15 protein-coding genes are annotated in these 18,971 nt (G+C 68.8%); 4 read left to right on the plus strand and 11 right to left on the minus strand.

From position 1 onward, the window contains the following. Positions 1–213 precede the first annotated feature (213 nt). Positions 214–2,892 (minus strand): aconitate hydratase AcnA, encoded by a 2,679-nt coding sequence (gene acnA, locus ACFWZU_RS13280; protein WP_439702023.1) that lies wholly within the window; start codon positions 2,890–2,892, stop codon positions 214–216. 260 nt (positions 2,893–3,152) lie between these two features. Between acnA and ACFWZU_RS13285 the strand changes: the two genes are divergently transcribed. Then, positions 3,153–4,079: a LysR family transcriptional regulator gene (locus ACFWZU_RS13285; protein WP_439702024.1), complete on the plus strand. Its 927-nt coding sequence runs from the start codon at positions 3,153–3,155 to the stop codon at positions 4,077–4,079. A gap of 79 nt (positions 4,080–4,158) precedes the next feature. Here ACFWZU_RS13285 and hflD read toward each other — a convergent pair whose 3' ends face one another. The 3 genes from hflD to ACFWZU_RS13300 are packed head-to-tail and all read right to left on the minus strand — an operon-like array spanning position 4,159 to position 6,400. After that, positions 4,159–4,782, minus strand: a complete 624-nt coding sequence (gene hflD, locus ACFWZU_RS13290; RefSeq protein ID WP_439702044.1) for a high frequency lysogenization protein HflD — start codon at positions 4,780–4,782, stop codon at positions 4,159–4,161. Next, entirely contained in the window at positions 4,779–5,915 is a 1,137-nt protein-coding gene (gene mnmA, locus ACFWZU_RS13295) for a tRNA 2-thiouridine(34) synthase MnmA (RefSeq protein WP_439702025.1), read from the minus strand. The genes hflD and mnmA overlap by 4 nt, the downstream gene beginning before the upstream one ends. Beyond that, on the minus strand, positions 5,912–6,400 hold the full coding sequence (locus ACFWZU_RS13300; protein ID WP_439702026.1) for an NUDIX hydrolase: 489 nt from the start codon (positions 6,398–6,400) through the stop codon (positions 5,912–5,914). Before ACFWZU_RS13300 ends, mnmA begins: the two co-directional genes overlap by 4 nt. A gap of 130 nt (positions 6,401–6,530) precedes the next feature. On the opposite strand from ACFWZU_RS13300, the gene clpS reads away from it, so the two are divergent. Together clpS and clpA are read left to right on the plus strand one after the other, a co-directional pair. Further along, positions 6,531–6,857 carry an ATP-dependent Clp protease adapter ClpS gene (gene clpS, locus ACFWZU_RS13305; RefSeq protein ID WP_091332759.1) on the plus strand — a complete coding sequence of 109 codons (327 nt, stop codon included), beginning with the start codon at positions 6,531–6,533 and terminating at the stop codon, positions 6,855–6,857. A gap of 65 nt (positions 6,858–6,922) precedes the next feature. Then, positions 6,923–9,193: an ATP-dependent Clp protease ATP-binding subunit ClpA gene (gene clpA / locus ACFWZU_RS13310; protein WP_439702027.1), complete on the plus strand. Its 2,271-nt coding sequence runs from the start codon at positions 6,923–6,925 to the stop codon at positions 9,191–9,193. A gap of 160 nt (positions 9,194–9,353) precedes the next feature. On the opposite strand, the gene infA is transcribed toward clpA, so the two are convergent. Both infA and ACFWZU_RS13320 read right to left on the minus strand, forming a co-directional pair. Further along, positions 9,354–9,572 carry a translation initiation factor IF-1 gene (gene infA, locus ACFWZU_RS13315; protein WP_019466733.1) on the minus strand — a complete coding sequence of 73 codons (219 nt, stop codon included), beginning with the start codon at positions 9,570–9,572 and terminating at the stop codon, positions 9,354–9,356. Between the two features lie 82 nt (positions 9,573–9,654). Then, positions 9,655–9,939 carry a polyhydroxyalkanoic acid system family protein gene (locus ACFWZU_RS13320; RefSeq protein WP_209622850.1) on the minus strand — a complete coding sequence of 95 codons (285 nt, stop codon included), beginning with the start codon at positions 9,937–9,939 and terminating at the stop codon, positions 9,655–9,657. A 99-nt stretch (positions 9,940–10,038) separates the two neighbouring features. Here ACFWZU_RS13320 and ACFWZU_RS13325 point away from each other — a divergent pair, with 99 nt between their 5' ends. Next, complete coding sequence (locus tag ACFWZU_RS13325; RefSeq protein ID WP_439702028.1) at positions 10,039–10,806, plus strand: FHA domain-containing protein; 768 nt, start codon at positions 10,039–10,041, stop codon at positions 10,804–10,806. Between the two features lie 80 nt (positions 10,807–10,886). On the opposite strand, the gene ACFWZU_RS13330 is transcribed toward ACFWZU_RS13325, so the two are convergent. The 5 genes from ACFWZU_RS13330 to ACFWZU_RS13350 all read right to left on the minus strand — a co-directional run bounded on the left by ACFWZU_RS13330 (position 10,887) and on the right by ACFWZU_RS13350 (position 18,952). Further along, the gene (locus ACFWZU_RS13330) at positions 10,887–12,479 is read right to left on the minus strand and encodes an ATP-dependent DNA ligase (RefSeq protein ID WP_439702029.1); all 1,593 of its coding nucleotides are present in this window, start codon (positions 12,477–12,479) and stop codon (positions 10,887–10,889) included. Between the two features lie 3 nt (positions 12,480–12,482). Then, positions 12,483–13,469 (minus strand): ligase-associated DNA damage response exonuclease, encoded by a 987-nt coding sequence (locus ACFWZU_RS13335; protein ID WP_439702030.1) that lies wholly within the window; start codon positions 13,467–13,469, stop codon positions 12,483–12,485. A 130-nt stretch (positions 13,470–13,599) separates the two neighbouring features. After that, complete coding sequence (locus tag ACFWZU_RS13340) at positions 13,600–15,369, minus strand: ABC transporter transmembrane domain-containing protein (RefSeq protein ID WP_439702031.1); 1,770 nt, start codon at positions 15,367–15,369, stop codon at positions 13,600–13,602. 224 nt (positions 15,370–15,593) lie between these two features. Beyond that, complete coding sequence (locus ACFWZU_RS13345) at positions 15,594–17,582, minus strand: OPT family oligopeptide transporter (RefSeq protein ID WP_439702032.1); 1,989 nt, start codon at positions 17,580–17,582, stop codon at positions 15,594–15,596. A 767-nt stretch (positions 17,583–18,349) separates the two neighbouring features. Beyond that, the gene (locus ACFWZU_RS13350) at positions 18,350–18,952 is read right to left on the minus strand and encodes an IMPACT family protein (RefSeq protein WP_439702033.1); all 603 of its coding nucleotides are present in this window, start codon (positions 18,950–18,952) and stop codon (positions 18,350–18,352) included. Between the last annotated feature and the right edge of the window lie 19 nt (positions 18,953–18,971).

The raw sequence follows: 18,971 nt of genomic DNA on the forward strand, positions 1-18,971 counted from the left end.
GGGAAGGTACCGACAGGCGGATGGGGGAAGCCTGGACGAAAGGCTTGCCCTCACGAAGCGGACCCTTGATAGGGGAGTCTGAGGCAAGACCTCCCCCATCCGCCCTCCAGGCACCTTCCCCCGCAGGCGGGGGAAGGAACATCCGGATGCAGGGGACTACGGAAACGAAAAGGCCGCCCGGAGGCGGCCTTTCGCTGGATCCAGGCGCTGGCCTCAGGCCGCCTTGCGGCCGGCCAGCTGGCGCAGTACGTACTGCAGGATGCCGCCGTGGCGGAAGAAGTCGCGCTCCTTCGGCGTGAGCAGCATGACGTGCACGGCGAACTCCTTCTTCGTGCCGTCGGCCGCGGTGGCGACCACCTTTGCTTCCCTCGATTCGCCGCCTTCCAGGCCCAGGATCTCGATCGACTCCTTGCCGGTCAGGCCCAGCGACTGCGCGTTCTCGCCGTGCTTGAACTGCAGCGGCAGCACGCCCATGCCGACCAGGTTCGAGCGGTGGATGCGCTCGAAGCTCTCGGCGATTACCGCCTTGATGCCCAGCAGCAGCGTGCCCTTGGCCGCCCAGTCGCGCGACGAGCCGGTGCCGTATTCCTTGCCGGCGATGACCACCAGCGGCGTGCCTTCGGCCTTGTACTTCATGGCTGCGTCGTAGATCGCCATTTCCTCGCCCGACGGGACGTGCACGGTGTAGCCGCCCTCGACGCCGTCCAGCATCAGGTTCTTGATGCGGATGTTGGCGAAGGTGCCGCGCACCATCACGTCGTCGTTGCCGCGGCGCGAGCCGTAGGAATTGAAATCCTTGGGCTCCACGCCCTTGGAAATCAGGTAACGGCCCGCCGGGCTGTCCTTCTTGATCGAGCCGGCGGGGGAGATGTGGTCGGTGGTGATCGAATCGCCGAACAGGCCCAGCACACGCGCGCCGTGCAGGTCGTCGACCTTGGACAGTTCCATCGTCATGCCGTCGAAATACGGCGGGTTCTTGATGTAGGTCGAATCGTCCCAGCCGTACAGCGCGCCCTCGGCCGAACGGATCTGGTTCCAGCGGCTGTCGCCCTTGAACACGTCCGCGTAGTTCTTCTCGAACATCTGCGGGTTGATCGCGCCGGCGATGGCGTCGGAAATCTCCTGGTTGGTCGGCCAGATGTCCTTCAGGTACACCGGCTGGCCGTCGCTACCCAGGCCGATGGGATCGGACGTCAGGTCGATGTCCAGCGTACCGGCCAGCGCATAGGCGACCACCAGCGGCGGCGAGGCCAGGTAGTTCATCTTCACTTCGGCGTGTACGCGGCCTTCGAAGTTGCGGTTGCCCGAGAGCACCGAGGCCACCGCCAGGTCGCCCGCGCCGATGCCCTGGCTGATCTCGGCCGGCAGCGGGCCGGAGTTGCCGATGCAGGTCGTGCAACCGTAGCCGACGATGTAGAAGCCGACCTTCTCCAGTTCCTTCAGCAGGCCGGTCTTTTCCAGGTAGTCGGTCACGACCAGCGAGCCCGGGCCGATCGAGGTCTTCACCCACGGCTTGGCCTTCAGGCCCTTGGCGGCGGCCTTCTTGGCGACCAGGCCGGCGCCCAGCATCACCGCCGGGTTGGAGGTGTTGGTGCAGGAGGTGATCGCGGCGATCACCACCGAGCCGTCCTTCAGGGTGAAATTCTCACCGTCCTTGGTGACGCCGACGCTGCCGCTGCCGGACTTGCGGCTGGCGGTGAGCGGGCCGACCACGTCGTGGAAGCTCTGCTTGACGCCTTCGAGCAGCACGCGGTCCTGCGGGCGCTTGGGGCCTGCCATGGACGGACGCACGTCGGCGAGGTTGAGCTCGAGCGTGGTCGTGAACTCGGGGGTGACGCTGTTCTCGTCGTGCCACATGCCCTGGGCGCGGGCATAAGCCTCGACCAGCGTGATCTGCTCTTCGCTGCGGCCGGACAGGCGCAGGTAGTTCAGCGCCTCCTGGTCGATCGGGAAAATGCCGCAGGTCGCGCCGTATTCCGGCGCCATGTTGCCGATGGTGGCGCGGTCGGCCAGCGGCAGATGCTTGAGGCCGTCGCCGAAGAACTCGACGAACTTGCCCACCACGCCGAGCTTGCGCAGCATCTGGGTGACGGTCAGCACCAGGTCGGTGGCGGTGACGCCCTCGGCAAGCTTGCCCGTGAGCTTGAAGCCGACCACCTGCGGGATCAGCATCGACGAGGGCTGGCCGAGCATGGCCGCCTCAGCCTCGATGCCGCCCACGCCCCAGCCCAGGACGCCCACGCCATTGATCATGGTGGTGTGCGAGTCGGTGCCGAACACGGTGTCCGGGTAGGCCCACAGCTGGCCGTCCTTCTCCGCGGTGAACACCACGCGCGCCAGGTGCTCCAGGTTCACCTGGTGCACGATGCCGGTGCGCGGCGGCACCACCTTGAAGTTGTTGAACGCCTTCTGGCCCCAGCGCAGAAAGGCATAGCGCTCCTGGTTGCGCTCGAATTCGATCTCGACGTTCTTTTCCAGCGCCGATTCCGAGCCGTAGGCGTCGACCTGCACCGAGTGGTCGATCACCAGTTCGGCCGGCGCCAGCGGGTTGATCTGGGTGGCGTCGCCGCCGAGCTTGACCACCGCGTCGCGCATCGCCGCCAGGTCGACCACGCAGGGCACGCCGGTGAAGTCCTGCAGCACCACGCGCGCGGGCATGAAGGAGATTTCGGTGTCGGGCTCGGCCTTGGCCTGCCAGTTGGCGACCGCCTCGATTTCCTTGGTGGTGACGTTGATGCCGTCCTCGTGCCGCAGCAGGTTCTCAAGCAGGATCTTCAGCGAGTACGGCAGCCGCTTGAGGTCGAAGCGCTCGCCGAACTTGGCGAGGTTGGCGTACGCATAGCGCTTGCCGTTGACCTCGAGGGTGTCGCGGATGGAAAACGAGTCTTTCATGACGAAACTCCTGGCTTGAGCTTTGAAGCGGCTGGGGAGGCAGCATTGCGGCGGCCAAGCGCGCGCAAAGGCCCGTGATTATCGCAAATACCGCGCCATGCGTCCTCGCGGCGCTCGAGGTTTGGCGGGTTTGGCTGGGTAGTGCGTTCGCGCGGCGCGGGCGAGCGGGGCGGCTAGAATGGCCGGGTTGAGCCGACCTTCCCGCCGTTGGCCGCCAAGCATGCGACGGCCCGTCCTTCCGTACAAACGCTTTTGGTGACATGCAGCATTCGATGATTTCGACGGCGCTCTCTGCGGTATCGCTGCGCGACCTGGCGCTCGTCCAGGCCGTGCATCGGCACGGCAGCTTCAACAGCGCCGCGCGGGCCATGCACATCAGCCCGTCGGGCCTGTCCCACCAGGTGCAGAAGGTCGAACAGGCGCTGGGCGCGCCGCTGTTCGAGCGCGGCGGTCGGCGCATCGTGCCGACCGCGGGCGGGCAGCGGCTGCTGGAGCGGATCGACGCGGTGCTGGATGCGGCCGAGCATCTGCAGCAGGCGGCCCGCGCCGGCACGGTCGCCTTTGGCGGCGAGCTGCGCCTGGGCGTGCCGGCCTCGCTTGGTCCCTACCTGCTTCCGCATCTGGTCGAACCGTTTCCGCTGCATTTCCCGTCAGCCCGGCTGAGCCTGTCCGAAGGCAAGCCGCGCGGGTTGCTGCGCCGCCTGCACGAGGGCGAGCTGGATGCCGTGCTGGTGCCGCCGGCCAACGCCCCCAGCGGCATTGCCACCCGGCCGTTGTTCGCCGAACCGTGGCAGGTGCTGTTCCGGGCCGACCACCCGCTGGCCGGCCGCGCCAGCGTGTCGCTGGACGAGTTGGACCAGGCCGAGGCCACGCTGATGGCCGAGAGCCACCCGGACGGCATCGACGGGCAGGGCGGCCATGGCGGCCACGTACAGGACGTGAGCCTGGAAAGCCTGGCGGCGCTGGTCGGCCTGCGCGGCGGCTATGCATTGGTTCCGGCGCTGGCGCGCGAGCGGCTGGCTTCCAGGCCCGAACTCACGGTGGTGCCGCTGGAAGGCGCGGTGCCGGGCCGGCAAATCGCGCTGTACTGGCGAGAGGCGTCGCCCTGGCATGCGGACATCCAGGCGTTCGCCGAGCTGCTCTGCAAGGTGGCGCAGCAGCGCCCCGGATTGGCCGTGAACATGTAGGAGCCCGCTTGCGGGCGATGTTCTTTCGATCACCTGGCCAGGAGCATCGCCCGCAAGCGGGCTCCGGGGACTTTACGACTCAACCGTTGTCCAGCGTCACCCCGGTCAACAACCCCCGCGCCAGCATGCTGCACTGGCGGCGGTTGAGGACGATCTGCCACTGCCGCCCGCCGACCTGCCGCCACAGCACGGCGGACCGTATGGCCGCCAGCAGGTTGGCGCGCACCTTTTCCACCACCGCCGGCTGCTGCAGGAACTGCGGATTGCCGCTGACCATCACGCGCGGGCTCAGCGTCGACAGGGTGGAGGCGTAGAGATCGGCCAGGCGCCGGACCACCTGCGGGGAGTCCTGCCCGAAATGGTCGACCTGCCGCTTCGCCGCAACGATGCCCTCCTGCAGTTTGGCGGTGAGCTCGGGACGACGGGCCAGGCTGCGTTCCAGCCGCATGACGGTGACCGCCATCCGCGTCAGCCCCATGTCGCGACTGCTGTCGTCGAGCTGGCCGATCAGGTTGCGCAGCCCCAGCCGTACGCCGCCTACACCTCCGTAGACGGCCGCCACCGAAGGCGCGTCGATACGGAACACGCTGGCCACGCTCGACTCCATCGCGCCCTCGTCGCAGCGCCCCTGGTTGGCCAGCTGCTGCGCCAGCCCTGCCGCCTGGAACAGGCCGGCCAGCGCGAGCACGCGCGGTTCGTTCATGGCGAGGGTGTCGAGCACGTCTCAAGGTCCTGCGGGAAGGGGGAAAGACCACCGTACGGCGCGTCGGTGGCCGCGATCACGGCGCCGCCCAGGCAGGCCTCGCCGTCGTAGAACACCACCGACTGGCCCGGGGTGACCGCACGCTGGGGTTCGTCGAAGTACACCTCCAGGCCGGCGCCTGACACCTGGACCTCGCATGCCTGGTCCGCTTGCCGGTAGCGGGTCTTGGCGGTGCAGCGGAACGAGGTCGCCGGAGCCATGCCGGCGACCCAGGTCGGCGCTTCGGCCTGCAGCTTTTTCGATTGCAGCCAGTGGTTCTCGCCGCCCTGTGCCACGTAGAGCACGTTTGCCGCCACGTCTTTTCCAACCACGTACCACGGCTCGCTGCCCATGCCCTGGCGCCCGCCGATGCCCAGCCCGTTCCGCTGGCCCAGCGTGTAATACATGGTCCCCTGGTGTTCGCCCACCCGGGTCCCTTCCGGGGTGCGAATCTCGCCGGGACGGGCTGGAATGTACTGCGCCAGGAAGCTGCGGAAGTCGCGCTCGCCAATGAAGCAGATGCCGGTCGAATCCTTTTTGGCATGCGTGGGCAGGTCGGCGGCACGGGCCAGCTCGCGCACCTGCGATTTCTCGATCTCGCCGACGGGGAACAGCGTGGACGCCAGTTGCCGCTGGCCCAGCGCGTGCAGGAAGTAGGTCTGGTCCTTGCCGGCGTCCACCGCACGCAGCAGGCGGTACTGGCCGTCGCGCTCGTCGACGCGCGCGTAGTGCCCGGTGGCAATCTTCTCTGCGCCCAGCGCGCGCGCCTCGTCCAGGAACGCCTTGAACTTGATCTCGCGGTTGCACAGCACGTCCGGGTTGGGCGTCCGACCGGCGCGGTACTCGGCCAGGAAGTGCTCGAAGACGCCTTTCCAGTACTCGCCGGCGAAGTTGCGTGCGTGAAAGGGGATACCCAGGCGCCCGCAGACGGCCAGGGCGTCCTTGCGGTCGGCGTCGGCGCTGCACGGCCCGTCGCGGTCGTCTTCTTCCCAGTTCTGCATGAACAGGCCTTCGACCTCGTGGCCGGCCTGCTGAAGCAGCAGCGCGGCGACCGACGAGTCGACCCCGCCGGAGACGCCCAGCATCACCTTCATGGCAAGTCAGGCCCCGCAAGCAGACTGGACAGTGCATCCAGCGGCAGGCGCCGCCCCGCCAGCCAGGCGTCGATGCTGAGCAGCACCATCGGGCTGCGCAGGCGGTCGCCCAGCGCAGCGATCTCCGCGCGGGTCAGCCAGACTGCGCGACGGATCCCCGCGTCCAGCGGCCGGTGCGCATCGTGCGCCACCGCGCGCGCGGCAAAACTGAAGCGCACCACGCCCTCGCCATGCTCGGTACTGCGCCACTGGTGCACGCCCAGGAAGTGTTCCACCTCGATCGTCCAGCCGGTCTCCTCCAGCGTCTCGCGTACGGCGGCCCGCAGCAGGTTCTCGCCGTCGTCCAGGTGGCCGGCCGGCTGGTTGTAGACGAGGCGACCGCCGACTTCCTCCTCGACCATCAGGTAATGCGGGCCGCGCGCCACCACGCAGGCGACGGTGACGTGGGGGCGCCAGACGGACGAGGCGGCGGAAGTGGCGGACATCGGGGGACGAGGGGGCTGGAAATGCGCCATTGTGCCATCACCTAAACGGGTCGCGTCCTGCACGGCGGCGCGACTTAGGCTGCATCCACCGCGGCGTATACTCCGTACCAGTACAAAGTCCCCACGAGCAATGGCCCACGAACCCGAACACGACCCCGGCAGCGGACACGGCCTGGCCGTCGAGACCAGCCGTCCGGAACTGGCACGGCCGCCACTTTTTCAAGTTGTGCTGCTGAATGACGATTTCACTCCCATGGACTTCGTGGTCGAGGTGCTGCGCGGCTTTTTTGCCATGGACCAGGAGCGCGCGGTGCAGGTGATGCTGCACGTGCATACCCGCGGAAAGGGCGTGTGCGGCGTCTTCACCCGCGAGGTGGCGGAGACGAAAGTGACGCAGGTGAACGAGTACTCACGGACTCATCAGCATCCCTTGTTGTGCACTATGGAAAAGCTATGAGCGGCCCCATCTTGTAGCCATCGCGGCTAGGCCGCCCTGTCATTCCCCAAGCGGAGAAGGTCCGGATGTTCAGCAAGGATCTCGAAGTCACCATCGGCCACTGCTACAAGCAGGCCCGTGAGCAGCGCCACGAGTTCATGACCGTGGAGCACCTGTTGCTCGCCCTCACCGAAAACCAGTCCGCGCTGGGCGCCTTGCGCGCCTGCGGCGTGGACCTGCCGCGGCTGTCGGCCGAGCTCGAGCGGATCATCGCCGAGACCGTGCCGGTGCTGCCCCACGGGGACGAGCGCGACACCCAGCCGACGCTCGGCTTCCAGCGCGTGCTGCAGCGCGCGGTCTACCACGTGCAATCCTCCGGCCGAAAGGAGGTCACCGGCGCCAACGTGCTGGTGGCGATCTTCGGCGAGAAGGACTCCCACGCCGTCTACTTCCTGCACCAGCAGGAGATCACCCGGCTGGACGTGGTCAACTACATCTCGCACGGTATCGCCAAGATCGGCGACGAGCCGAGCACCGGCATGCCCGGCAGCGAGCGCGAGGGCGAGGAGGGTGCCGACAGCAAGGGCAACCCGCTCAGCGAATACGCGACCAACCTCAACGACCTGGCGCTGGAAGGCAAGATCGATCCGCTGATCGGCCGCCAGGACGAGATCGAGCGCACCATCCAGGTGCTCTGCCGCCGGCGCAAGAACAACCCGCTTTACGTGGGTGACGCGGGCGTGGGCAAGACCGCCCTGGCCGAGGGCCTGGCCAAGCGCATCGTCGAGGGCGAAGTCCCGGAGGTGCTGGAGAGCGCGGTGATCTGGTCGCTCGACCTGGGCGCCCTGGTCGCCGGCACCAAGTACCGCGGCGACTTCGAAAAGCGCCTCAAGGCGGTGATCACCCAGCTCAAGAAGCAGCCGGGCGCGATCCTGTTCATCGACGAGATCCACACCATCATCGGTGCGGGCTCCGCCTCCGGCGGCACGATGGACGCGTCCAACCTGATCAAGCCGATGCTGGCGTCGGGCGAGCTGCGCTGCATCGGTTCGACCACGTTCCAGGAATTCCGCGGGATCTTCGAGAAGGATCGCGCGCTGGCCCGCCGCTTCCAGAAGATCGACGTGGTCGAGCCCACCGTGGCCGACAGCATCGAGATCCTCAAGGGCCTGAAGACGCGCTTCGAGGAGCACCACAACGTCGCCTACACCAACGAGGCGCTGAAGGCCGCGGTGGACCTGTCGGTCAAGCACATCCCCGACCGCCTGCTGCCGGACAAGGCCATCGACGTCATCGACGAGGCCGGCGCACGCCAGCGCCTGCTGCCGGAGGATCAGCGCACCGGCACTATCGACGTGCCGGAGGTCGAGTACATCGTCGCCAAGATGGCGCGCATCCCGGCCAAGCAGGTGTCGGCCTCGGACCGCGACGTGCTGAAGAACCTCGAACGCAACCTCAAGATGGTCGTGTTCGGGCAGGACCAGGCGATCGAGGCGCTGGCCGCGTCGATCAAGATGGCCCGCTCGGGCCTGGCCGACCCGACCAAGCCGATCGGCAGTTTCCTGTTGGCCGGTCCCACCGGTGTCGGCAAGACCGAGGTGACCAAGCAACTGGCGCTCCAGCTCGGCATCGAGATGATCCGTTTCGACATGTCCGAGTACATGGAAGCGCATTCGGTGTCGCGCCTGGTCGGCGCACCTCCGGGCTACGTCGGCTTTGACCAGGGCGGTCTGCTGACCGAGGCGGTGACCAAGCACCCGCACGCCGTGCTGCTGCTGGACGAGATCGAGAAAGCGCACCCGGACGTGTTCAACATCCTGCTGCAGGTGATGGATCGTGGCGTGCTGACCGACACCAACGGCCGCGAGGCGAACTTCAAGAACGTGATCCTGGTGATGACCACCAATGCCGGCGCGCAGCAGGCATCGCGCCGCAGCATCGGCTTCGTCAAGCAGGATCACGCGACCGACTCGCTGGAAACCATCCGCAAGATGTTCACGCCCGAGTTCCGCAACCGCCTGGACGCCGTCATCCAGTTCCATGCGCTGGACTTCGAGCACATCCTGCGCGTGGTCGACAAGTTCCTGATCGAGCTGGAAGCGCAGCTGGCCGACAAGCACGTCAGCCTGGATGTCGATGCCGACGCCCGCCGCTGGCTGGCCGAGCACGGCTTCGACCCGCAGATGGGCGCGCGTCCGATGGCGCGCGTCATCCAGGAGAAGGTCAAGCGGGCGCTGGCGGACGAGCTGCTGTTCGGCAAGCTGTCCGAGGGCGGCAAGGTGCTGCTGAGCGTGCGCGACGGCGAACTGCACGTGGAGACCGAAGCGGCCGAGAAGATGCCGGTGGTGGTGGAGTGATGCGCTCCTCCCCCTGCGTGCAGGGGGAGGCTGGGAGGGGTAGCCCGCGCTCGCGTGGCGTGTGACCCCTCCCCAACCCTCCCCTGCATGCAGGGGAGGGGTAGATCGGGCACGAAAAAGGCCGCGCAATGCGCGGCCTCTTCGTTTGTCCCGGTGGCGCCTACTTCATGCGGTAGGTGATCCGCCCCTTGGTCAGGTCATAGGGAGTCATCTCGACCTTGACCTTGTCGCCCGTGAGGATGCGGATGTAGTGCTTGCGCATGCGGCCGGAAATGTGGGCGGTGATCACGTGCCCGTTTTCCAGCTGCACACGGAACATGGTGTTGGGCAGGGTCTCCTGGACCGTGCCTTCCATTTCGATGACGTCGTCTTTGGCCATGCGTTCCGGTGTGTAGGGCCCGGCCGTGGCGGCCGCGTAAGCGGGCAAGTATGCCACGTCCGGGCGCCTGATCAAAGGAAGCTCAGGCGGCGCCCCCGAAGTACTCGTCCAGCTTGCGCCGGATTTCCTGCTCCACCATGCCCTTGAGGGGCGAGAGCATCAGGCCGAGCTCGGCGGTGACGTGCACCGATTCGGGCGCCACCGCGATGCCGCCGCTCACGCCCGAGCGCGAGAACCGCAAGGTGTCGCCCTGCCACTGGCTCTGCATGTCGAACTTCTCGCGCATGCGCGCGGCGACCTTGTCGACCACGGCGCGGGCCTGGTCCAGCGGGAGGTTGTGCGGGCGGCGGATGTCGATCTTGGGCATGGAAAAGGCCTCCGTGTGGATCGCCCATCTTACGCGGCGTGCGCGAAGGAGAGGCCACGCATCTGCTAGAGTCCCGGCCATCTTTGGATCGGTCTTTAGATGCGCATCGAGTTCCCCAATTCGGCTCGCGAGGAATTCCGCTGGGCGCAGGTCGCTTTGCGCATCGGCAGCGCGCCGGACAACGACCTGGTGGTCTCGGCCCAGCAGGGGGCGGCGCACCACCTGCGCATCCTGCAGGACCGCCGCGGCTGGGTGCTCGAAGTGCTTTCGGGCGCGGGCCGCGTCTACGTCAACGCACGCCCCGTGCGCGAACGTGCGTTGCTGCGCGCCGGCGACATCCTGAGCCTGGGCGATTGCCGCATGCTGCTGTGCGCGGACGAGGTGCCAGCCACGCGCAAGCCGGTCACGCTCTCAGAGCAGGGCCGTTGTACCGCCGCCCTGCGCGCGGTCGCCGGGCCGTTGTCCGGGCGCGTGTTCCCGTTGCAGGAGCGGCTGGAGCTCGGCCCGCAGGGCGACCAGCCGCTCGAGTTGCCGCAAGCCGCAACGGCCACGCTGGCGCTGTTCTGGAAGGAAGGCGAGCTGCGCGTGGCCGCCGGGCCGACGCCGCCGCGCTACCCCCTGCGGCTCAACGGCATGGCGGTGGAACAGGCGGCGTTGCACCCGGGTGACCAACTCGGCATCGCCATGCACCGTTTCGTGGTCGACGCGCCCGGGTTGTTGCCCGCGCCGGCCGGTACGCCACCGGAACCGGCCGTCGAGCATCTGCCCGAGGACGAGGCCGGCCCCCGCGGCGAGGTGTGGTGGCTGATCGCCACGGCGGCGGTGCTGGCGCTCCTGATCGCGCTCATCCTGCTGGTGCGGTTCTGACCGCGGGATATCTGTAGGAGCGCACCTGTGCGCGACCGGGAGGCCCACGGTCGCGCACAGGTGCGCTCCTACAGTGGGACTCAGCCTTCCGCCATGCGCTTCAGGTCTTCCAGCCGGTCGGCATCGCGGATCGACAGGTCCGACCGCCAGCGCAGAATGCGCGGGAAGCGCACGGCAACCCCCGACTTGTGCCGGCCCGAGCGCTGGATTGCCTCGTAGGCCAACTCGAATACATGTTCTGGTTCGACCGAACGCACCGGCCCAAAGCGCTCGAGCGTGTGCGCGCGGATCCAGGCGTCCAGACGCGCGATCTCGACATCGTCCAGGCCCGAGTAGGCCTTCGCCACCGGGACCAGGTGGCCGCGGTCCCACACGCCGAAGGTGTAGTCGGTGAACAGGCCCGCGCGCCTGCCATGGCCGGACTGGGCGTAGATCAGCACCGCGTCCAGCGTGTAGGGATCGACCTTCCACTTCCACCAGTCGCCGCGCTTGCGGCCGACGCGGTAGGGCGAGTCCAGGCGCTTGAGCATCAGGCCCTCGGTGCGCCGCTCGCGCGATTGCTCGCGCAGCTGCGCCAGCGCGGTCCAGTCGTCCGTATCGGCCGCCGGCGAGAGCAGCAGGGTCGAGGGCATGCCTTCGAGCACCGCGGCAAGCCGCTCGCGTCGTTCACGTAGCGGCGTTTCGCGCAGATCCGCGCCATCGAGTTCCAGCAGGTCGTACGCCATGAAGCGCACCGGCGTCTCGGCCAGCAGCTTCGCGCCGGGCTTGAGCTTGCCGATGCGCTTCTGCAGGGCGGTGAACGGCCGCGGCGCTGCCGCATCACTGTCCCAGGCCAGGATCTCGCCATCGAGCACGCAGCCGGCGGGCAGGGCGCGGGCAGCCTGCTCGATTTCCGGAAAGCGGCCGTCCAGCCGTTCCTCGCCGCGCGACCACAGCCGAGCCTCGTCCCCGCGACGCATGAGCTGGGCACGGATGCCGTCCCATTTCCATTCGGCCAGCCATTCGGCGCGCCCGCCGAGGCTTTCCACGGGCGACTCCAGCGGCGAAGCGAGAAAGAACGGGTACGGCCGATGCTCGCGGTGGGCGTCGTCCCCGGCCGGCTGTGCGAGCGCGGCCAGCGAGGTGGCATCGGGCTTCCAGTCGCCACTGAGCCGGTGGGCGATCAGGTCGGTCGGCAACTGCGACCAAAGCGCCAGCGCCTGCACCACCAGCCGCTGCGACACGCCCACCCGCAACGCGCCGGTGATCAACTTGTTGAGCAGGAAGACCTCCTCCGATGGAAGGGTCGCCCACCAGGCCTGCAACTGGGCTACGCGAGCGCTCGGATCGAGCCGGCTCAGGGACGGCAGACGCTGCTCCATCCACACGTGCAACGGCGTGTCGTCGGACCGCTCGCCGGGCGGCAAAAGCAAGGCGATGGCCTCGGCCAGGTCGCCCACATGCGCGTAGCTTTCGTCGATGAGCCAGTCGGGGTACCCGGTCGCCGCGCCGGTCGCCTGGCGCAACTCGGTGAAGCTGGCCAGCCGGCGGAGCTTGCCGCCGCCGAGCACGTATACCGCCCACGCGGCGTCCGCCGGCGCCGCGTCGTGCAGGAAGGCGGCGATGGCGTCGCGCTTGGCGGTCGTGGACCCGGTGCGGTCGAGCGCGGCGTAGAGCTGCACGAAGCGGCGCATTGCTCAGGCTCCCAGGGCCGACAGCGGCAGCGCATCGTGACCCTGCTCGCGCAGATAGCGCACCAGCGCGTCGCCGTCGCCATGGGTGACGTAGATGCGGCGGGCCCCGCTGTCTCGCACGCTGCGCAGCAGGCCATCCCAGTCCGCGTGATCCGACACCACGAAGCCGCGGTCATAGCCGCGTCGGCGGCGGTTGCCCCGAACCTGCATCCAGCCCGACGCGAAGGCGGTCGAGGCGTTCGGAAATCGCCGCATCCAGGGTGAACCGGCCGCCGAGGGCGGCGCGAGAATCAGTTCGCCGGCGAGCGCGGCGCCGCGCGCGTTCTCCTCCAGCGGCTGGGTGGGAGGCATCGCCACGCCGGCGTCGCGATAGAGCCGGGTCAGGCGCAGCAGCGCGCCGTGCAGGTGCACCACGCGATCGACCCGGGGAGCCAACTCCGCCAGCAGCCGCTGCGCCTTGCCCAGCGCGTAGCAGAACAGCATGGCCGACACCTTGCGGCGGGCGCAGTCGTCCCACCACGCGAGCAGCTCATCGACCACCTGCGTCATCGGCGGCCAGCGATACACCGGCAGGGCGAACGTCGATTCGGTGACGAACGTGTCGCAGGCGACGGGCTCGAACGGCGCGCAGGTCGGGTCCGGCTCGCGCTTGTAGTCGCCTGAAACGACCACGACGCGCCCGGCGTGTTCCATCCGCACCTGCGCTGCGCCCAGCATGTGACCCGACGGATGCAGCGAGACCCGCACTTCGCCCAGGGTGAACGGTTCGCCGTAGTCGTAGGCCTCGATCCGTGCCGGCTCGCCCAATCGCTCGCGCATCAGCCCGAGTCCGGCGCGTGCCACGTGGTAACAGGCATTGCCCTGGCGTGCATGGTCGCCGTGCGCGTGCGTGACCACGGCCTGCGCCACCGGCTCGGCCGGATCGATGTAGAAGCCGCCGGCGGGGCAGTAGAGGCCCTCGGGGCGGGGCTGGAGCAGCGGGTCGGGCATGTGTCGATGCTCGGGTGGCGTGCGTCAAGTTGACGGCAACAGGCGTGCCACGCGGATGTCTACGGCGAGCCCCGGCCCCTCAACCCAACCTTCTCTCCCGCGGAGAGATCGAGCCATCCCGCGGCAGGGATCAGGCGACGAACTGCAAGCGCGCCAGCTCCGCGTATAGCCCACCTTCGGCCAGCAGGCTATCGTGGGTGCCCTGGGCGACGATGCGCCCGCCGTCCATCACCACGATGCGGTCGGCGCGTTGCACGGTAGCCAGGCGGTGGGCGATGACCAGGGTGGTGCGACCTTTCTCCAGGCGTTCGAGGGCCTGCTGGATGGCCGCTTCCGACTGCGCGTCGAGTGCCGACGTGGCTTCATCCAGCAGCAGCAGCGGGGCGTCGCGCAGGATCGCGCGCGCGATCGCGATGCGCTGGCGCTGGCCGCCGGACAGGCGCACGCCGCGTTCGCCCAGTTCGGCGTCGTAGCCGTCGGCGAGCGCGCTGATGAACTCGTGCGCTTCGGCGGCGCGGGCGGCTTCGCCGACCTCCTCGCCGCTCGCCGCCTGGCGGCCGAAGCGGATGTTGTCGGCGGCGCTGCCGGCGAAGATCACGGTTTCCTGCGGTACCAGCGCGATGGCGCCGCGCAATTCCTGCAGGGCGAGCGCACGCAGGTCGATGCCGTCGAGCCGGATGGCGCCGGTCTGCGGGTCGTAGAAGCGCAACAGCAGGGCGAACACGGTGCTCTTGCCGGCGCCGGAGGGGCCGACCAGTGCCACCGTTTCGCCGGGACGGATGTCCAGGCTGAAGTCGTGCAGCGCCGGTGCATCCGGCCGCGTGGGGTAGTGGAAGCCGACGTGCTCGAAACGCAGCGCGCCGCTGACCGGCGGGGGCAGGGCGAGCGGCTGCGGTGGATCGGCGATGTGCGCCTGCTCGCCGAACAGTTCCCCGATCCGCTCCATGGCGCCGGCGGCGCGCAACACGTCGCCCCAAACTTCCGACAGTCCGGCTACCGAGCCGGCGGCGAACACGGCATACAGCACGAACTGGCCGAGAATGCCCGCATTGAGTTTGCCGCCCAGCACGTCCCGCGCGCCGACCCAGAGCACCAGCGTGATGGCGCCGAAGAACAGCACGATCACCGCGGCGGTGAGCAGCGCGCGCATGCCGATGCGCCGGCGTGCGCTGTCCAGCGCACGGTCGATGGCGTCGCCATAGCGCCGGCTCTCGATGCCTTCACGCGCATAGGCCTTCACTGCGGGCGCGGCGTTGAGGGTTTCGTTGGCGATCGCCGCGGCGTCGGCGAGACGGTCCTGGCTGGCGCGCGACAGCCTTTGCACGCGGCGCCCGAACACCAGGATGGGCAGCATCACCGCCGGTATCACCAGCGCCGTGAGACCGGCCAGCCGCGGGCTGGTCCACACCATCATGGCGCTGGCGCCCAGCAGCATCACCGCGCTGCGCAGGGCGACCGAGATGCCCGAGCCGATCAGCGCCTGTACCACTTCGGTGTCGGTACCCAGGCGCGAGGTCAGTTCGCCCACGCGCGAGCGCTCGAAGAAGCCCACGTCCAGCCGGATCACGTGGGCGTAAAGCTTCGTGCGCAGCGCTGCGAGCGAGCGCTCACCGAGCAGCGTGATGCAGAAGTAACGCGCCGCGGTGGCGAAGGCGAGCACCAGCGCCACGGCGAACAGGCCCAGGAAGGTGCGGTTGATCGTGTCGGCGCTGGCATGGCCGAAGCCGGCGTCGATCATGTGCCGAACCGCCATCGGCAACACCAGGGTCGAGCCCGAGGACAGGCCCAGGAACACCAGCCAGCCGATCGCCAACGCCTTGTGCGGCTTGAGGAAAGGCCACAGCTGGCGCAGGGCGCCGACGCGGGCGGTGGGCTTGCCGGGGGGCGTGGGGTCGCTCATCGAGGCGCCTGGAGGGGTGGAAGCCTCAAGAGGTGGGGGCGGGCGGGCATTCCCCAAGCGCTGCGCGGCCGCTCCCTTCCCTGTGCTGCGCCAGGGAGCCCCGGTCGTTCGAGGCTTTGAGGCAAGGCTTCCCCCATCCGCCCTGTCGGGCACCTTCCCCCGTCGAACGGGGGAAGGATCACGAACCGGAATCCGGCAAGTGGGCCCTGGAGGGTTTCAAGGCATCAGGCGGTGCCGCGGCCCATGCGGGCGATCCAGCGGTACATCACCACGATGCTGGCAACGAAGACGATGCCGCCGATCCAGATCGCCGGGGTTTCAAAGCCATTGCCGACCAGCGCCAGCGGGGTCTGCTTGCCGGAGATCGCCACGATCGCGGCGACCACCACGCCGAGCAGGCTTTCGCCCACGATCAGGCCGGAAGCGAGCAATACGCCCAGCTGCTTGGTCGCTTCGCCGTCCGGGCGACGGTCGGCGCGCTTGTCGAACCAGGCGCCGACCAGCGCGCCGACCACCACCATCAGCGTGGTCGAGGTGGGCAGGTAGATGCCCAGGCCGACCGCCAGCGGGGGCAGGCGCGCGCGGCTGGTGCGCACCAGCAGTTCGTCCACGATGATCAGTGCCACGCCGATGCCGGCGCCGATGGTGATCAGGCTCCAGTCGATGTTGCCGGTGATCACGCCCTGGGCGAGCGCCGAGATCAGGCCGGCCTGCGGTGCCGGCAATGCGCGGGCGGGATCGACGCCCGGGGCGCCGAGGAAACCGTAGGCCTGGTTGAGCAGGTCCAGCACCGGCGGGATCACCACCGCGCCTGCGATCACGCCGATCACCAGCGCCCACTGCTGCAGCGAGGGGGTGGCGTCTACCAGTTGGCCGGTCTTGAGGTCCTGCAGGTTGTTGTTGGCGATCGAGGCCACCGCGAACACGATCGCGGTGATGAACAGCGCGAACGCCACCAGCGCCTTGCCCGCTTCCTCCGGCACCATCGCCTTGACGCCCAGCACCAGCAGCAGCGCGGCGATGATCACCACCAGGATGCCCACGCCCGACAACGGGCTGTTGGACGAACCGATCAGGCCGGCCATGTAGCCGCACACCGCCGAGACCAGGAAGCTCAAGATCACCACGAAGATCACGCCGCCGATCACCAGCAGCGCGGTGTGCGAGCCCAGCCCGCTGACGTTGGCGAAGTGGCCGAGCAACCAGGCCACCGGCACCAGGCAGATCGCCGTGATGAGGCCGACCACGCCGATCGGGATGTCGTGCTCGGTGCGCGGCAAGGTTTCCAGCTTGCCGGCCTTGCGCACGCGCGAGGCGGCCATGGCCCCGGCCAGGCCGCTGATCACCGGCTTGACCAGCTTGGCCAGCGTCCAGATCGCCGCCACGCCGATCGTGCCGGCGCCGACGAAGCGCACGTAGTGGCTCCAGGTCGCCTGCGCGGCGTCGGCCGCCGAGCCGGCTTCCGGATGCAGCAGCAGGAAGTGCGGCACCGCCCAGCCCCAGCCGATCAGGGCGCCGACCAGCATCGCCACGCCGACCCACAGGCCGACCAGGTGGCCGACCGCGAACAGCGCGAAGGACAGGCTGAAGTCGAAGCCGGTCGCCGCGCCGCGGTCACCGACGCGGAAGTAGTCCGAGACCGCCTCGGCGAACACGCGCGTCTTGACGATCACGTAGAACACCGCCGAGACAATCGAGCCCACGATCACCGCCTTGAGCCCGGCGCCCCCGGATTCGACCGACTCGGCCGCCTCGGCCGAGTTGCTGGAGCCAACCTTGAGCACCTCGGCGCAGGCCACGCCTTCGGGGTAGGGCAGGTCCGAGTCGGTGACCAGCGCGCGGCGCAGCGGGATCGTGTACATCACGCCCAGGATGCCGCCGGTGGCGCAGATGCCGAAGGACATCCAGAACGGGAAGCCGTTCCACCAGCCGATGATGATCAGGCCCGGCAGTACGAAGATGATCGAGGAGAGCGTGCCGGCGGCCGAGGCGACCGTCTGCACGATGTTGTTTTCCTGCATCGTCGAGTTCTTCATCGCCCGCAGGATTGCCATCGAGATCACCGCTGCCGGGATCGAAGTGGCGAAGGTCAGGCCGGCCTTCAGGCCGAAGAACACGTTGGCCGCGGTGAACACCACGGTGATGACGATGCCGATGATCAGGCCGCGTAGGGTGAATTCGGTGCGCTTGGCGCCTTGGGCTTGGGCATTCACGAAAGCGGTTTCCGTTCTGGTTGGTTCCCCTGCGCGCCGGTGGCGCGCCCCTCGCGACCGCTCCCCGGCAGGCCGCGGTGGGGAGCATAGCGTGGATGGGTGCGGTGCAGCCTTCCCGGCCCGTCGGCCTTTCCGTTGCCCCCGCCACTCGCGGAGGTGGGAGCGCACCCTGTGCGCGACCGTCATGCGCAAGATGGCGCGATGGCCGTCCTCCGGAGGAGGGCAGGAAGGGCAAGCACGGCCCCGCGGTCGCGCACAGGTGCGCGCCTGCAGGATCAGGTGGGGCACGGTTCCGGTCAGGGCTGCGGCAGGTGGGTGCGCAGATCGTCGGGAAGAGCGACGTCCGGATGGGCCTTGCGGAAGCGGCGAGCCGCTCGTTTGCTTCCTTGTCGTTGCCCTGGGCGAACAACTGGCGGATCGCCGCGAGCTCGGCGGCCGGGTTCTTTGCCGCGAAGTTGGCAGTCGTTGCTGCGGGGCGCGCGGGTAGCGGCGTGACGAGGGGAGGGGCGGTTTCCATGACCGCAGGCGGCGCCGGCATGGGTGCCGGCATCGGCACGGCAACCTGCTCCCTGAGTTGTGGTTTGGCTTCCGGCTGTGCGGGCGCCTTGCGGGCCCGTGGCTGCGATGCCCTCGCTGCGACAGCCTGCCGTTCGGGCGCTGGCTCGGGCATGGCCGGGGGGATAGCGGTGCCGCCATGGCTGGGCGGGCGCGCTGGTGGCGGCGGTGGAGCGGCAGGGACCTTCGGTTAAGCGCCGGCGAAAGCTGTGCTACGCGAGCGGCACCGTGCGCACGCGGGCCTGGCCACGGGTGAGGTCGACGATGCGTGCGCAGGCTTCCCCGAGAACGTCGGCCGGCAGCTCCAGCTCCAGCGTGGCGCCGTCGGCGTCGAAACTCTCGTGTTCGATGCGCGCCTGCCAGCCGGGGCAACGGGCCTTGAGCAGCGCCAGGTCGGCAAACGGGCAGTGCACGGTCAGCCGTGCCATCGCCACCAGTGGCACGCGTTCGGCCAGGCGCAGGCATTCGGCGGTGGTGCCGCCATAGGCACGCACCAGCCCGCCGGCGCCGAGCTTGATGCCGCCGTACCAGCGGGTCACCACGACCATCACGCGGTCCACGCCGGCCCCCTCGATCGCCTGCAGGATCGGGCGGCCAGCGGTGCCGCCGGGTTCGCCGTCATCGTTGAAGCGGTAGTCCTGCCCGATGCGGTAGGCCCAGCAGTTGTGCGTGGCCGCCGGGTCGGCGACCTCGTGCAGGAAGGCCATCGCCTGCCCGATCGACGTGACCGGTGCGGCCTGTGCAAGGAATCGGCTTTTGCGGATGTCCTGCGCGTGCCGGCAGGCGGCGACGAGGACGTGCAGGGTCTCGGACATGCAGGTGGGCAGTGGCGTA

Source organism: Frateuria sp. GZRR33, from assembly GCF_051900425.1.
Lineage (GTDB): Bacteria > Pseudomonadota > Gammaproteobacteria > Xanthomonadales > Rhodanobacteraceae > Frateuria_A.

Excerpts from the sequence above, each read along its gene's own strand:
- acnA (WP_439702023.1), bottom strand. The coding sequence starts at position 2,892 with ATGAAAGACTCGTTTTCCATCCGCGACACCCTCGAGGTCAACGGCAAG.
- ACFWZU_RS13285 (WP_439702024.1), top strand. The coding sequence starts at position 3,153 with ATGCAGCATTCGATGATTTCGACGGCGCTCTCTGCGGTATCGCTGCGC.
- hflD (WP_439702044.1), bottom strand. The coding sequence starts at position 4,782 with ATGAACGAACCGCGCGTGCTCGCGCTGGCCGGCCTGTTCCAGGCGGCA.
- mnmA (WP_439702025.1), bottom strand. The coding sequence starts at position 5,915 with ATGAAGGTGATGCTGGGCGTCTCCGGCGGGGTCGACTCGTCGGTCGCC.
- ACFWZU_RS13300 (WP_439702026.1), bottom strand. The coding sequence starts at position 6,400 with ATGTCCGCCACTTCCGCCGCCTCGTCCGTCTGGCGCCCCCACGTCACC.
- clpS (WP_091332759.1), top strand. The coding sequence starts at position 6,531 with ATGGCCCACGAACCCGAACACGACCCCGGCAGCGGACACGGCCTGGCC.
- clpA (WP_439702027.1), top strand. The coding sequence starts at position 6,923 with ATGTTCAGCAAGGATCTCGAAGTCACCATCGGCCACTGCTACAAGCAG.
- infA (WP_019466733.1), bottom strand. The coding sequence starts at position 9,572 with ATGGCCAAAGACGACGTCATCGAAATGGAAGGCACGGTCCAGGAGACC.
- ACFWZU_RS13320 (WP_209622850.1), bottom strand. The coding sequence starts at position 9,939 with ATGCCCAAGATCGACATCCGCCGCCCGCACAACCTCCCGCTGGACCAG.
- ACFWZU_RS13325 (WP_439702028.1), top strand. The coding sequence starts at position 10,039 with ATGCGCATCGAGTTCCCCAATTCGGCTCGCGAGGAATTCCGCTGGGCG.
- ACFWZU_RS13330 (WP_439702029.1), bottom strand. The coding sequence starts at position 12,479 with ATGCGCCGCTTCGTGCAGCTCTACGCCGCGCTCGACCGCACCGGGTCC.
- ACFWZU_RS13335 (WP_439702030.1), bottom strand. The coding sequence starts at position 13,469 with ATGCCCGACCCGCTGCTCCAGCCCCGCCCCGAGGGCCTCTACTGCCCC.
- ACFWZU_RS13340 (WP_439702031.1), bottom strand. The coding sequence starts at position 15,369 with ATGAGCGACCCCACGCCCCCCGGCAAGCCCACCGCCCGCGTCGGCGCC.
- ACFWZU_RS13350 (WP_439702033.1), bottom strand. The coding sequence starts at position 18,952 with ATGTCCGAGACCCTGCACGTCCTCGTCGCCGCCTGCCGGCACGCGCAG.